Below are 16,128 nucleotides of genomic sequence, written 5' to 3' on the forward strand. Positions count from 1 at the left end.
TAATTACCGATTGATACTTTTATTCAAAATGGTATTGCTTCTGAAAGTGGTGATTGGGTTAGGTGCAATCACCACTTTGGAGCCTGCGATCGCATTCAATAGTATATTTGTATTTGATAACCCGCAATTTGGGTTATTAATTGATGTTAAACGACTTGCTTTAGGCGTGATTTCACCAATTCCCCAGGAACAAATACTCCATTTTCTGTAATGATCGCTGTAATCAATTCAGCCGGAGTCACATCAAAAGCTGGGTTGTAAAAATCTACACCCGCAGGTGTGAGAATTGTATCGCCAACTTGATAGATTTCTGTTGGTTCGCGTTCTTCAATGGGAATTTTGCTGCCATCGGCTAATTCAAAATCAACTGTGGAAAGGGGTGCAGCCACAAAGAACGGTATATTATGGGCTTTAGCAGCGATCGCTACACTATATGTACCAATCTTATTAGCAGTGTCGCCATTAGCAGCAATTCGATCAGCACCCACAACTACAGCATGAATCAAACCCTGTTTCATGCAATGGGCTGCCATATTATCAGTAATTAATGTCACTGGAATACCTTCTTGCACACATTCCCAAGTGGTGAGTTTTGCGCCTTGCAAACGGGGACGGGTTTCGTCGGCAAATAAACGCTCTAAACGTCCTTCCCTCCAAGCGGAACGCACAACACCCAAAGCAGTGCCATAACCAGCAGTAGCTAGCGCCCCAGCATTACAGTGGGTAAGAATCGTCAGCTTTTCTGGGGTAATCGGCAACACTGCCAAACCATTGTCACCGATCGCCCGACAGGTTTGCAAATCTTCAACGTTGATTGCTTGGGCTGTTTGGAAAAGGGTTTGCTTAATCTCTTCTACAGTTCCCAACGTTTCGTAGGCGGCTGTCATCATCCGGCTAATTGCCCAAAATAAATTTACCGCCGTCGGACGCGTAGAACGCAACAACTGGGCTACTTTATCTAAGTGTTGCAAAAATTCGTGGCGATCGCTTGTTTCAATTTCCCTCGCACCAAGATACATTCCATAGGCCGCAGCCACACCGATTGCCGGCGCACCTCGCACAATCATCGTTTTAATCGCCCGCGCCATATCTTCGCTGCGGTGAATTTCGACAAATGTATATTCGTTGGGTAAGCGGGTTTGATCAATTAATGACACCGAGTTGTTGTGCCAAATAACCGGATAAACTTGGTTTGGAGAATTTGTGATCATAATTATTACTAAATTTAAATTATAGGTAAGTCTGCGTTAAAAAAATTAAGCCATCTGACGAGATGTAAAATCAGCGAACAGCTTATAAATCGGTGATTTCACCGTTTTTATAAAACTAAACATACATGAGTTTTATCGTGCCCACCTCCTGACGTTTACCCGTAATCATACAGGGGTTCTCACTTGCATAAAGTACACAAAACCCTTATCTGGCAAGAGATTTACTCTTTAAAAGTGTATTTTACCAGGATAGGAAACGCTATAACTCTTTGCCATTAGTTATTTGATCAAAAAATTGCTCCGAGTTATTCAAATTATTAAAACAGTTAAGATAGTGAAATCAGTCAGAAACATATATAAAATTTGGGTGAATTTTACTGATAAACACCCTGTAAGCCTAGACGAAATATACGTTGGGCGAGTAACATAACCAACTTCATAATCCTTGCGTTACAAAATGCAGGGCACTCAAGGCAAACCATCTGCTTACTAGCTTTACAGTTCAAGTATGAATCACGATCAGCGAGTTATCCACTTAATAGAGTTATCTGTTACTGATTTTCCAACTTCCAAAGAATATAAGTATAAATGCCGTGTGCAAGTCATTTCTAATGATGGACAACCTTTATTGCACAAGGATCTTTTTGCGAGGATGCAGCCAAGCTGGTTGGTAGATTTGAAAAACCAGGGAGACTGCACGATCGCTATTACTTTATGCTATCGGCAAGGCGATATCAGCCACTCTTGGGAGGATGCTGGAACGGTAAGTTTTGCTACTCAGGATTGTCTGAATGGACAGACTAGCGCCGACATAGAATTGCCTATCTCAACTTGGAACGTGGCACCCCAGTTAAAGCTGAAAACTCGGTTGACACAAAGCGCAAGTGAAGCAAGTAGTAACAGCACACTGGCGCTGTTTGGCAATCAAAACGGTAATCGTCGCGTTCATGGTCAACACGCCCAGGTAACAGAGGTGGAGGTTAAAATTCCAGAAGCCGTACCTTTGACACCGCCAGAAGAAGTAATTGTCAAGGACGTGTGGAATAAACTGCGATCGTGGAAAGAATTGCAAATGGAAAAGTTCCTAAAGCGTTTATTGCTAGAGGAACCGGAATTGGAGTATGTTTTTGGGGAAGCGATCGACAGCATCAGTGATTATTTCTATGAGTTGCTGGACTTTTGTATCCATCAACTTCAGCCATACACCCAGAATGTCATCGCCGAAGCCCTAACAGGTGTGCCACCAGAAAAAGGAGATGGCTTAGACACAGTTGAGGATTACGGGGCGCTGTTTGCCGATATCGGGATGCGTCCCCATCACTGGTTGAAAGCGCGGCAAGTCTGGATGTGGATGCTGCCATCAATTCCTTATTTAGAAGAGTACGATCGCCAGGATTTGGCAAAAGGAACCAACTCCGCTCTCTACCGCTTCTTCAATACCGACATCATTGTGCCGATGGTGTCAGCCATCCGTCGCTATGAGTCAGCTCTGCCACCAGAAATGCTGCAAGAGATGGCGAATTCCTGGGAGGTGTTCAGCCAGAACAAGCAGCAGATGGGCATGGAGTTTTATCAAATTTTGTTTGAAAAATATCCTTTCGTGCTACCAATTTTTGGACGAGCAGATATGGATTATCTGTCTCTCCACCTGTTCCAAGCATTAGAGTTTCTGATTCGTTGCTTGAAAACTGGCAGCAGTGATCAATTGCTGCAAGAACTGCGTGTATTAGGTCAGTTTCACGGTAGCATCGGGGTGCCATCATGTGCTTATCCTGCCATTGCAGATACTATGTTTACGCTGTTTGAGAAGTATGTGCCAAATTTCACTATTGAGGTGGAGTACGCATGGCAGACGTTGTTCAATCGCGTTACCAATGTGATGAAACTGCCGATGGTGAATGAGGAGCGATTGCTCAAAAAAGCAAAGCAGTTCCTAGACACAATAGCCAGCGAGCAAGTATGGGAACCGGAGAATAAAACCCGGCGTTGGGTAGAAATTCAACAACAAGTAAAAGCAACAGGCATTTATACCCACACCTATGAGGAACTCGCTTATGGGGCGCAGTTGGCTTGGCGCAATGCCTCTAAGTGTATCGCTCGGATTCAGTGGAATAATATGGTAGTGCGCGATCGCCGCCACATCACAGATCCCGATGAAATGTTTCGGGAGCTAGAAGAACATCTGCGGTTTGCTACCAATGGCGGCAATATTCAAATCACCATGACCGTTTTCCGTCCCAAGCAGCCTAAAGAACGTTGGGGTCCGCGCATTTGGAATCCGCAGCTAATCAGATATGCGGCATACGAACAAGAAAATGGGAGTGTGATGGGCGATCGCGCTAATCTCGAACTGACCAAAGCGATTATCAAACTCGGCTGGCAACCGCCCAAACCGTGTACACCCTACGATATCCTACCCCTGGTCATTGAAGCCGCCGGGATGGAGCCAAAGCTTTACGAGTTTAATCATGATGAGGTGTTGGAAGTCGAGATTGAGCATCCGACAATTCCAGAATTGAAATCGCTGGATCTGCGTTGGTATGGCGTCCCTGCCATCAGCAACTTCCGCATGGATATTGGTGGTATCACCTACTGCTGCCTCCCCTTCAATGGCTGGTATATGGGTACAGAAATTGCCCGCGATTTCCTAGAAGAGTGGCGCTATGACAAAATGGAGGACATCGCCAAAGTACTGAAGCTGGATATCAGTTCCGAACAAACCCTGTGGCGCGATCGCGTGGCTTTGGAACTGAATGTCGCCATCCTCCACTCCTTCCAGAAAGCCAAGGTGACAATGGTAGATCACCAGTCTGCCTCTCGTCAATACCTCGCTCATGACCTCCGCGAAAAGAGAGCAGGGCGGGAGTGTCCGGCTGATTGGAGTTGGGTTGTGCCGCCGGCCGGAGGTAGCGCCTGTCCAGTTTGGCATCATGCAACGCGCGATTTTTATCTAGAGCCAGCCTATCACAATGCTGCTGATCGCTGGGCAGTTGAAGACGGCATCGACTTGGCAAAATTCGTCAGCGTTGCCGACGAGGAAGACCAGAAACAAGACCGCATCTTAATTCTTTATGCCTCAGAGACAGGTACGGCTGAAGGTTTGGCACGGAAAGCTGCTCGTCAACTGCAACGCTACCGTCCCCAAGTCATGTCACTCGATGAATACAGTGTCAATACCTTGAGATCAGAAAAGCTGTTGCTCGTTGTGACATCTACCTTTGGCAATGGCGAAATCCCTGGAAACGGTAAGCGGTTCCTCAAGTGGTTGAAGCAAGAACCTGTAGGCTCCCTCAATACCTTAAACTATTCTGTACTGGGCATTGGCAGCACGGTTTACGAACATTTTTGTGCTGCTGGGATTGCTCTAGATAAGACCTTAGCTAGGGTGGGAGCAAACTGCATCGCCCCCCTGCACAAAGGGGATGAAATTAAGGGACAGGCGGATACTTTTAAAGAATGGCTGGGGTTGATCTCGCGTGTACTGGGTGAAGATGTTACCTCTGGCGATGCGACAATAAAAGCCGCTCCTCAACTAAATGTCACGTTTTTGAATCAAGCAGAAGCAGCAAATTTAATACCTGTGGGAGTAAATGGCGATCGCGGCATCGCAGTCCCCATTGTTGCTAATCAGGAATTGCTTCAAGAAGTGATTTCTGGCAGTCGTTCTACTCGCTTGATTGCTTTTGATCTCTCCAAAAGTGACCTGGATTATGAAACAGGGGATCACGTTGCAATCTATCCCTGCAATTCACCTGAACTTGTCAACCGTCTGTGCGATCGCCTTTCTGTAAACCCTGACACCTACTTCACAGCTTGTTATCAGACACCAGATGGCACGGAAGTAGAAGATAAACCTCCTCTTTCTGTCCCGACAACCGTCGGTAAACTCTTCTTTGAAGAACTCGATCTGACTTTGCGAGAACCCTTCAATGAGCTTTTAGCTTACTTGCAATCTGTAGCAGAAAATCCGCAAGAGAAACATCGCTTAGAAACATGGCTAGAAATTCTTCAGCAGGAGAACGACTACCCCGATAGAATTATCCTCAACAAAACCATCACAGACAACTTGATAAGCGTTGCCGATCTGTTCGATGAGTTTCCCTCAGCGCAGATTACATTAACAGCCTTACTAGAGTTACTGCCTAAACAAAAGCCCCGCCTCTACTCCATTTCTTCCTCTTCTCTGCTCCATCCTCAGCAAATTCAAATCACTGTTGGGGTGCTGCAAATTAGCACCGATACAGGCAAAATCCGTCAGGGACTCTGCTCCAACTACTTAGCTGGACTGGAATCTGGGGCAATGGTTCGCATTAGTGTTCGCACTTCTACTTTCCGTCCTCCCAGCGATCCAGATGCAATCATGCTGATGGTGGGACCTGGAACTGGCGTTTCCCCCTTGATCGCTTTTCTCCAGCACCGACAAGCTTTGTTGCAACAAGGACAAGTATTAAGCGATGCCTGCCTGTATTTTGGCTGCCGCAACCAGAATGATTTCCTTTATCAGGAGCAGTTGCAAACGTGGCTGAATCAAGGTGTGCTTTCGGGATTAGAGGTAGCATTTTCGCGCCAAGGTGAGCAAAAAATGTATGTCCAAAATCTGATGCAGCAAAATTCCCAGGATATCTGGAAACTGCTCAGTCATCCTCAGTGTCACTATTATGTGTGTGGTGATGCCAAGATGGCGGATGATGTGTTTGAAGTGTTGCTAGCGATCGCTAAAACTGAAGGTAATTTCTCACATTTTGAAGCTGTTCAGTTCTTTGACCAAATGAAGCAACAAAAGCGTTTCTCCAACGACGTTTGGGGCGTAACGCTGAACTATAAACAAGCGATCAAACAGGTACAAAAAGATAACTACTCCAAAGCCGAACGCTGGCTAAATCGGGTGCAACATACTGATAGTCAAGCATCCTTGCCGGAGGCGCAACCAGTAAGTGTCTGAATGTAGATATTTATATAGCGCTTCTCAGTTAAGTGCAATACAGACCTAACAAGAACAGCCCCTTCCCTACTAGCGTTAGGGAGTAATATTCAAAGCGTCTCTCCTAAAAGGAAAGAGGTTTGGAGAGAGGTCAAAGTGTATTGCATACAAACGAAAAGCGCTATAGTTGGTGATTTTGTTGACAGTCCCACGGCGATGAAACTATAGCATTGGCTCAGTTTCATCGCCGTGGGATTCTTGTTTCACAGGGATTCTAATAAATTTACCCTCAGCAAGCAATACGCTTGGTGTTAGACCTAAAAACCTTAGACTGCGTAGGTTGGGTTGAGGAACGTAACCCAACATTTTCGGCTATTTGTTGGGTTTCACTTGGTTCAACCCAACCTACTATTATCGTTAACCCAAGCGTATTGCCTCAGCAAGTATCGTCAGTTTTTCTAAAATCAGTAGAGATAGCAGCATCAAGATACATTCTATATCCCGCAGCCACACCAATTGCCGGCGCACCTCGGACAATCATCGTTTTAATCGCCCGCGCCATATCTTGACTGCGGTGAATTTATACAAATGTATATTCGTTTGGTAAGCGCGTTTGATCAATTAGTGACACTGAGTTGTTGTGCCAAATAACGGGATAAACCTGGTTTGTGGAAGGTATCATAAACAATTCCAAATTCAAAATAAAATTCATCAAAATCAGAGTGGTCTATTTTACTCTGACGAAAGCAATAAAAGTGCAACAAGTAGCTGGTTAAAAATATTATGTGTCGTTGGAAGTTAAGTCAAGTAATTATCAAGTCTTATGATTGACTAATTTTAGTATACTACATTAACTCTAATATACTTATGTTTATTCACACCTTTATAAGTTTATGTACAACTTAACTCCCCTTGTTTTAAATAATTCTTAATATTTCAATGTTTTTTTTTGTGACATTGATATTGCATTGATTCTGAGATCAGTGGTATAAGATTTTAAGAGTTAAGCGAAATCAGCTTTTCTCCTAACTCAAGTTGCTAGTTATCAAAAAGCACTGTGATTTCAGTACAAAATTTGGATTGTTAGTATTTACCAATACTTTAATGTGCGCTTTTTGGATCTATCAATTAGATATGGTTTATGAGGAATAACTAGCAACTTACGTAACTCTAAAATGAGCAAACTTGACATTTAAACCAGAATCGCATAAGTATAGAGAAGCATTTCCTAACTGGTTCCAGAACTAAACTTTTCTAGGAGTTTACCAATACCAGATTTTGATTACGGGTATAAAAATATGCCTATAAATTGAAATAAAGGTATTCGGAAAGAGTATACTCATTTGGGTTTTCAAAAGGGGGCTAAGTAGTTAAAATACAGGGTTGACATCTATCTTAAGTGATAATATTAACTAGCCTTTACATTTGGATACAGCAAGCTTATTGCAGATTTGAACAAGGGTGTGAGTATTCCAATCTTTGGATATTTGGATAGAATGAAGGCAGTTGAAAAAATTGCCCAACTGAGTGTTTACAAAAGTTAATTTATCCAAAAGAATGTCTAACACTTGGATTTTCATTACGTTTCAAAATTGAAACTCATTAACCTCTTCAAGTATGAAATTATTTAGTTTATTTCAAAAGAAAAAAAAGGAACCAAGCATGAACAAACAAGCAAGTTCTATACCTGCTGTTGATTTAGTGATCGTCATCGATACTAGTCCTTCGATGAAAGATGAAGCCCAGAGTTTGAGTGATGCTGCTGCTAGTGCGATCGCTAAAGCTAAATCTAGTTGTCCTTCAGAATTAAGAGTAGTTTGGTTGGGTATAGAAGGGACTTGGAAAGGGACAAACTTCGACCAAACTATCAGAGCTTATTTAACTCAAAAGTCTAAGGTATCTGAATCCAAACTCCGGGGTAGAAAAAGAGGAGAATTAAAGTCCGCAGGAGCGCAAGAAGATGCGGCTCGTGCCATTGAAGATATCTCAGAATACTTTGATTGGCGCGAAGGTGCAGCACGAGCTATCTTTTATCTCGGCGATGAAGCGCTCGAAGGAGGTGGAGATAAAACAGAGCAAAAGGATATCACAGCTGCTAATTTGGCTATCCAAAAAGCCCAAACAGCAGGAGTTACCGTTCATACCTATTTTGGAACTTCTAAGAGCAAGTATCAAGCAGGTATCAAAACTGAATACGCTAGAATCGCAACCTCAACCGGTGGACAATCTTTTACAGATAAAGACGCTATCAGTGGTTTTAGTGCAGTCTTAGAAAAAGTTATCTGTGGTAGTCGCACAGCTAAAACAATTAAGCTCAAACCAGGAGCAGTTTATATCCAAGATTGTGTCTCCAATGAATTAAGCAAACTTTATACTCTAGATTTAGTCACAGGTAAAGCTACTTTTATTGGCGAGATAGTTACAGAGGTTTCTGACATTGCTTTTGTCGGTTCCCAACTATATGGACTCGATCGAGAGGGCGATAAGACCAGACTAGTTAAAATTGACCTCAATTCAGGTGATGCTACTGTAATTGGTGATATTGGCTTTGCTACATCTGGTTTAGCATATAATCGCCAGCGTCATACCCTCTACGCCACAACTGCTAAACAACTGATTGCGATTAATCTCGAAACAGGAAAAGGTACACCAGTAGTAACGGTAGCAGATAAAGACTACAACTGTGGCGAAGTTGCCTTTGATGCTGATGGCAAAGCTTATATTACCTTGATTGGTTACGACAAGAAGAAATTACTAGCAAGTTCTAACCTCGATACAGGTGAAGTCAAAACTATCGGCGATATTGGCTTTGCTGATCTTGCCAGTATAGAATTTGTTGGTGATGTTCTCTATGGCGTGACTGGCAACTTCTTTAAGTTAGGTAAAGACGGTCAATTAATCCGTATTAATACTACCACGGGTATTGGAACTTTAGTTTGCATAACCGATCCTATCGGTCGTTGGGCAGGTATTACTATTTATGAACCAGCTACGGCAGTAATAACAGAAATAGCTCCCGAAGTAAATTCCAACGAAAAATTGGAAGAGACAACATCTCAAGAAATTAAAGTGATCAAGGAAGACATTATGAGTATTTTAACCATCGATACCAAAAACAATTGTTACGTTATCGACCGCGATCAAATGAACAACCTGCAACAAAATGTTGCAACTTCCTTTACTTTCGAGAAAGGGACTTTTGATATCAAAATTAGTGATGGTCGCTACAGCTATGCCCAGAGTAAAACAGAAGGAGAACCTTTTGTCTTACTCTGGATATATGGGGCTGATGGTAGTACATTTATCAATAAAAGCACAGGTTTTGAAGTAGGCGCAACCTGGACAACCTTAAATGGATATAATGATAGTCTGAAGTTAGAAGTAAAAAAGAAAGCAGTTCTCAACGCCTTGTTTTTTGATGTCAATAATGCTGATAACAGTGGAGCAATTAATCTTTCTATTACCAGTAATAAACCATTTTTCAACCCTCAGACTTTAACAGTAGACAGCAAACGCAATTGTTATGTGTTGGATGAAAAAAATCTGTCTAAGTTGAAACAATCTGGTTCCAATTTTGTGGAATTAACACCTGGAAATTATAAGATCAAAATTCGTGAAGCTAATGCCACCTATTGGTCGGATAGTAAGAAGTTTAATATAGAACCTTGGGCTTTAATTTTGGCTCAAGGTGGAAAATTTATTACAAAACTGACTGCCATAGAAGTTGAAGAAAGTTGGATTTCATTGAATGGTCTAAAAGACGAAATAATTTTAGAGGTCAAAGAAAAAACTACCTTATTAGGTTTATTTATTGACACCTACAAAGATGATAATGAAGGTCAAATTATTCTGGCAATAGAGCCAGTAAGCGCAACTGAACTGACTGAGAACTATAAAAAGCAGGAGAATAATAAGGTAACTGTTGCAACGGGATCTGTGACAAATAGTACAATCAAAACTGCTACAACGGAGTCTGTCACAAATAGTACAACCGAGACTGTTACAAATATTCAAGGCTCAGGTGGATCTGTGAGTCGTGAAGCAGTAGGTGCGAACAGCTCAGTAGAGTTTACCTTCCGTTTTAATGAAGATGAGTTTAAGAAGAAGTGGGAGGAGCAGTTACAGCAAATTAATGCCTCTATCAACGTCATAGATGAAGCTGATGTGACGCTGGAGGCTAAGTATTGGGATCAGCTGGAAAATTGGCTGCTGAAGAACTACGAAAAGCACTTTAAGAATTTGGCTGTAGAAGTGGCAAAGGTCAGATTCTCAATGGATGCTTATATACAGCAGATGGAGTTTAGTCTTAACCAGCACCTGCAAGGCTGGTCTGGCTATTTAGACAAGCTTGTAGAAGATAAGATTAACGTTGAGATATCAAAGAGAATTAATCAGCAGATCAACCAGTATGTAGACCAGACTTTTGAGCAAAGGATACGTAACAATGTTGGATTAATTATCAACAACATTGTGAATAAGCAAGAACTCAACCAGTACATTGATCGGCATGTTGATCAGCAAATCGACCAAAACTTTGAGCAAAAATTACGTAACAACGTTGGATTAATTATCAACAACATTGTGAATAAGCCCGAACTCAATCAGTACATTGATCGACATGTTAATCAGCAAGTAGATCAAACCTTTGAGCAAAAAGTACGTAACAACATCGAATTAATTATCAACAACATCGTCAATAAGCCGGAACTTAACCAGTACATTGACCAGCATGTTGATCAGCAAATCGACCAAAGCTTTGAGCAAAAGATCCGCAACAATATCAGCTTAATTACTCAGAATATCATCAATGATAATACTGAAATTAAACAGTACTTTAACCAGGAAATCGACCAAAGTTTTGAACAAAAAATACGTGACAACATCGAATTAATTATCAACAACATTGTCAATAAGCCGGAACTCAACCAGTACATTGACCAGCATGTTGATCAGCAAATCGACCAAAGCTTTGAGCAAAAAATACGCAATAACATCAGCGTAATTGCTCAGAACCTTGTCAATAATACTGAACTGAACCAGTACTTCAACCAGGAAATTGACAACACCTTCGAGCAAAAGATCCAAAATCACATGCAAGTGATTACCCAGAACATTATCAATGATAATGATGTATTAAACCACTACGTTGACCAACGCTTACAGCAAAACGTAACCAACAACACTGAACTTAACGACAGTATTGTGAACCTTGTTACTAACAGCACTGAAATTAACAGCAAGATTGAGAATGTCCGCAACGAGTGGAATGAGACATTTATCAGTTTGGTTACACAGCAAGTCGATGAACTGATCAACATAATAGGTGGCAGAGAAACATTTATCAGATTAATTACTCAGAACATCGTCAATAACAATAGCGATATTAATCAGTATGTCAGCAAGCAAATCGATGACACCTACGAGCAAAAGATCCAAAATTATGTCAAGTTAATTACTCAGAACATTGTCAATGAAAATGACGTATTAAATCAGTACGTTGATCGCCGCTTACAGCACAATGTAACCAACAACAACGTCGTCATTAACCAAATTTTTGATAATGCTCAATTAACCCAGAAGATTCAGAATATCTTGAGCGATAATTCTCAAATTCATCAGCAGATTGAGAGCGTTGTTATCAATAGTAGTGAAATTAACAACAGGATTCTGAACTTTGTTGTCAACAGCTCAGAAATTAATAACAAGATTAATAATGTCTACAGAGATATTGACATCAAGATTGAGAACGTCCGCAACGAGTGGAATCAGACATTTATAACTCTGGTTACACAGTATGTGGATGAAGTGATCAACATCATAGGCGACAGAGAATCATTCAACATCCAGGTAGCGAATGTAATCAACATCAAGGTGGATGAGCTTCTCAACCAAATCTTGAGAATCAGGAACGAACTGACTGTGATCATTAATAACGCAGACAGACATCTCTATGAGTGGACTCTGGGAGAACTCATGGCAATCAAAGGCTGCTTAACCGATCGCCAAGCTCTTGTTGAGCAGTTAGTTACTTTCAGCGCTGAACTCAGAGTCAAGTTGGATAGTACCGCTTGTGTAGATATCAACACATTCAAGCCATTCAAACCCATCTCAGGAAATCCTGTACAACCGCAGCAGTTACCAGGAAACAAATAACTAGACTTTAGCCCTAAAAGCTAAGTTGACTGAAATTCGATGACGTAGAGATTGCGTTAAAGCAATGCAATAACGCACTCTACTTCCATAAAACATCTAAAAGTGAAAAAAATGACGCAACAAATTATTTACGGAACAGTTAGTGAAGACGGAACAAAACAAACTGGACAAGGGTTTGAAGTTAAATCACCGGAAACAGGAACCTATGTAATTACTTTTTTACAACCTTTTGTTGAACCTCCCAGCGTAGTAGCTACTTTGAAAGATTGGGGTGCTGATAATCAAATTATTGTTAAAGATATAACTCCAAACAAGGCGGAAGTTGCTATCTGGGATTTAGGAATTAAACAACAATCTGGTACAGGTTCTCCAGAAATCGCAGTGACGAAAGAAAAATCAGCTTTTAATTTTATTGCTATTGGTGAAGGTAGTTAAGTGGGAACATTTCCCTGAAATTGATGCAGCGATCGCTCTACTACAATCTTTTTTTCTTACTTAATGAGAAGTTATCTAACAAACCAATAACATCAGAACGCTATTAGATGAGCAAACTTTTTTAGGTCAATTCCCAAACTCAAATTGGAATAAAACCAGAAGTAAAGTCTCATGAAAAAGTCTTTTTTAAAAAGGCATCTTTGTTATTTACTTCTCTCTTCTCTAATACCCTTACTAACGTTGCCAATTGCTTTTATCTGGGTTTCAGGCGTTTTTGGGCATTTGGTGTATTTTCCTTGCAGGGCATGGGTTTGATGCTTATTTTTCCCTCAAAAATGTTTAAGTCCCGTTATTAGTGAAGTCTGGATTTAAAATAAAGTACGCTCGCCTTAATTTATCTTCACTATATATTGCGATCGCTCTCATAAAATCTTCTCTTACTTAGTTAGTAAGAAGTGGTCTAAAAAACCAACAACATCGTTGATCTAATTACTAAAAAGCTTTGGAATAGAACTATGAAACGTCTTGTTATATGCTGTGATGGAACCTGGCAACAATTAATAAGTCCTTACCCAAGCAATGTGGTTAAGTTAGCTCAATCCGTGAAACCGATCGCCAGTGACGGGGTTACACAGATCATATTTTATGACGCGGGCATTGGAACCGAGAGTCAAAAAGTTTTAGGGGGAGCTACCGGACAAGGAATCGATAGAAATATAGAAGATTGCTACCGATTTCTTAGTCTCAATTATGTTATTGGTGACGAAATCTATTTGTTCGGCTTCAGTCGCGGTGCTTACACAGTTAGAAGTCTCGCAGGGATGATCTATTGCTCCGGTCTTCTAGACCGCCCCCATGTCACCAAAGCACATGAAGCTTACGACCTTTACCGTAACCGAGGTATTAAACCCAAGGATAAGACAGCAGTAGAATACCGTAAAGACTACGGAGAGCGCGTCCCTATCACCTTGATCGGTTGTTTTGATACCGTCGGTGCCCTTGGTATTCCTGGGATACCCGCCTTCAGCAAGTTGAACGAGCAGCTGAATAAGCGGTACAGATTTCATGACACTACTTTAAACAAATGTATTGAGAATGCATTGCACGCTGTGGCGATCGACGAAATCCGCGAAATCTTTGATGTAACTCCTATGAAAAAGCATCCTGAGGCTGAAAAGCAGCGGGTGATTCAAAAGTGGTTTCCAGGTCAGCATGGTTGCGTTGGCGGTGGAACCGAAGAATACAGCGGGTTATCAGATGCTGCCTTACAGTGGATGATTGATTCAGTCGGTGTCTTAGGATTGGGGCTTGACTTAGATCCAAGTGTGATACCCACAGGCATTAACCCCAATTATGAATGTGACTTTAATAACGATATTGGATTCTTTAAATTGGCAGGAATTAAGTTTCGTGAGGTCGGTGATGTCATTGAAGATATTCATGAAAGCACGCTCAACCGTTTGAAAAGTCGCAAGGACTATCGACCCAAGAATCTACAAAAGATTATCGACAAACTGAATTAATTTCCTAATAATGTTGTTTCAAGGAATGTCTACTGCTTTAGCGCTCCTACTGATGTTTTAGTCTTCCCAAAACCATCAGCAGAAATAACCCTTATTTTCAAGCAAAAGTAAGCGATTAAGTCCGTAAGCGATTATAAAGGAGAAACAATTATGACTGCAAAAAGAGACACATCAAAAGATGGGTTTAGAAACAAACTTGAGACGGCTATTTTAACCGGTTTTAAACCAATTTGGAACTTTATTCAAAGTAACCCAGGTCTCGCCAAAAAAATCAACAAAACTCTCACTAACAATGCCATCTTAAAAATTCCGACTCGTCCATATCCGTTTAGTACAATGTCTCCCTATACATCCTGGGATTCGTTAATCGATCGAACATATTCGGGACTCCAACTACCACCGCTAGATTGGAAACCTTTGACTAATGAAAACTATATCGGCATTAATTTAACGCCTGCTGAAAAGTTTGAAAAAAATCTGCCGCCGATTAAAGATTTGGAGATTTTGTATCGCAAAACTGGGGAAACGAAATACTCGCCTAAATCTTCTCTAATTTTCCCCTATTTTGTTCAATGGTTTACAGATAGCTTTCTGAGAACCGACCGCCATGATCCACGCAGAAATAGTTCTAACCACCACATCGATATGTGTAATGTCTATGGGTTAAATCCAAAGATTACGCACCTGCTGCGATCGTATGAAGGTGGGAAGCTAAAAAGCCAAATTATTAATGGGGAAGAATATCCTCCCTTTTATTATGACGAAGATGGAAAACCCAAAGAAGAATTTAGAGGGTTGCCGCATCTTTACACCGACGAGTCTATCCCAAAAGCAGAAACGTTCCCTCCAGAAAAGAAACAGAAGTTGTTTGCGATGGGGTTGGAAATAGAACGAGCAAACGTGCAAATCGGCTATGTCATGCTGAATGTTCTTTCCTTAAGGGAACATAATCGCGTGTGCGATCTCTTGACAAAAAATTATCCAACTTGGGAAGATGAACGCCTTTTCCAAACGGCAAGAAATATTGTCATGGCTGAATTTCTCAAGATTGTTTTAGAAGATTACATCAACCACATAACTCCCTATCACTTTCAATTTTTCACCGATCCCCCCGCCTTCAATAATGAAAAGTGGTATCGCCATAATTGGATGTCGGTGGAATTTAGTTTAGTTTATCGTTGGCATAGTATGCTACCCGATACTTTAATGTATAACGGACAAAAGCTTCCCATGCCTGCCTCGATGTGGAACAACGATATGATTATCAACAAGGGATTAGGAGCCATCTTTGAGGAAAGCTGTTCCCAACCCGCAGCGCAACTGAGTTTATTCAATACACCTGAATTTCTAATTCCCACCGAAATAGCTAGTATTCATTTAGGTCGGACGGCAAAATTAAGAAGCTATAACGACTACCGTGACTTATGCAGCTATCCCCGCGTCACCGACTTCGATCAGATTAGTAGCAATGAAAAAGTCCAAAAAGAACTGCAACGATTGTACGGTCATGTAGATAACATTGAGATGTACGTCGGACTCTATGCAGAAGATTTGCGTCCAAATTCAGCCTTACCACCTTTAGTCGGACGACTGATAGGAATTGATGCTTTTTCTCAAGCGTTTACCAATCCTCTACTAGCGGAAAATATCTTCAATCCAGAAACTTTTTCACCAGTTGGTTGGGAGGAAATTCAGAATACAAAAACCCTCTCCCAAGTGGTACATCGCAATATTCCTCAAGGTAAAAACTATAGAATTTCTTTTTATCGCCACGATTGGCAGCCAGTTTAATTATCGAATGAATTAGGGTGTGTTACGAATGATAAAACACACCCTAATTGTTAAAGACACATCAAGTATTTTCTAATTAATCCTACCTAAAAAA

The 16,128-nt window shown here is 41.2% G+C and carries 7 protein-coding genes and 1 pseudogene; 6 read left to right on the forward strand and 2 right to left on the reverse strand.

Annotation, left to right across the window (positions count from 1 at the left end; genetic code table 11):
- Positions 1 to 146: 146 nt before the first annotated feature.
- Positions 147 to 1,211, reverse strand: a complete 1,065-nt coding sequence (gene mtnA / locus V7K31_RS22965; RefSeq protein WP_335097076.1) for an S-methyl-5-thioribose-1-phosphate isomerase — start codon at positions 1,209 to 1,211, stop codon at positions 147 to 149.
- A gap of 508 nt (positions 1,212 to 1,719) precedes the next feature.
- Here mtnA and V7K31_RS22970 point away from each other — a divergent pair.
- Together V7K31_RS22970 and V7K31_RS22975 are read left to right on the forward strand one after the other, a co-directional pair.
- Positions 1,720 to 6,153 carry a nitric oxide synthase oxygenase gene (locus V7K31_RS22970; RefSeq protein WP_335097078.1) on the forward strand — a complete coding sequence of 1,478 codons (4,434 nt, stop codon included), beginning with the start codon at positions 1,720 to 1,722 and terminating at the stop codon, positions 6,151 to 6,153.
- A 287-nt stretch (positions 6,154 to 6,440) separates the two neighbouring features.
- The gene (locus V7K31_RS22975; protein ID WP_335097234.1) at positions 6,441 to 6,701 is read left to right on the forward strand and encodes a hypothetical protein; all 261 of its coding nucleotides are present in this window, start codon (positions 6,441 to 6,443) and stop codon (positions 6,699 to 6,701) included.
- On the opposite strand, the pseudogene V7K31_RS22980 reads toward V7K31_RS22975, so the two are convergent.
- Positions 6,611 to 6,814, reverse strand: a pseudogene (locus V7K31_RS22980) (S-methyl-5-thioribose-1-phosphate isomerase); the annotation flags it as partial. The gene V7K31_RS22975 and the pseudogene V7K31_RS22980 overlap by 91 nt on opposite strands.
- 980 nt (positions 6,815 to 7,794) lie before the next feature.
- On the opposite strand from V7K31_RS22980, the gene V7K31_RS22985 reads away from it, so the two are divergent.
- From V7K31_RS22985 to V7K31_RS23000, 4 genes are all read left to right on the forward strand, one after another.
- A complete protein-coding gene (locus V7K31_RS22985; protein WP_335097079.1) occupies positions 7,795 to 12,285 on the forward strand; it encodes a hypothetical protein in 4,491 nt (1,496 codons plus the stop codon).
- Between the two features lie 111 nt (positions 12,286 to 12,396).
- Positions 12,397 to 12,720, forward strand: a complete 324-nt coding sequence (locus V7K31_RS22990; protein ID WP_335097080.1) for a hypothetical protein — start codon at positions 12,397 to 12,399, stop codon at positions 12,718 to 12,720.
- Positions 12,721 to 13,235: 515 nt separating this feature from the next.
- Entirely contained in the window at positions 13,236 to 14,243 is a 1,008-nt protein-coding gene (locus V7K31_RS22995; protein ID WP_335097081.1) for a DUF2235 domain-containing protein, read from the forward strand.
- Between the two features lie 150 nt (positions 14,244 to 14,393).
- Positions 14,394 to 16,034 (forward strand): peroxidase family protein, encoded by a 1,641-nt coding sequence (locus V7K31_RS23000; protein ID WP_335097082.1) that lies wholly within the window; start codon positions 14,394 to 14,396, stop codon positions 16,032 to 16,034.
- Positions 16,035 to 16,128 lie beyond the last annotated feature (94 nt).

Source organism: Nostoc sp., assembly GCF_036917675.1.
Classification (GTDB): Bacteria; Cyanobacteriota; Cyanobacteriia; order Cyanobacteriales; family Nostocaceae; genus Nostoc.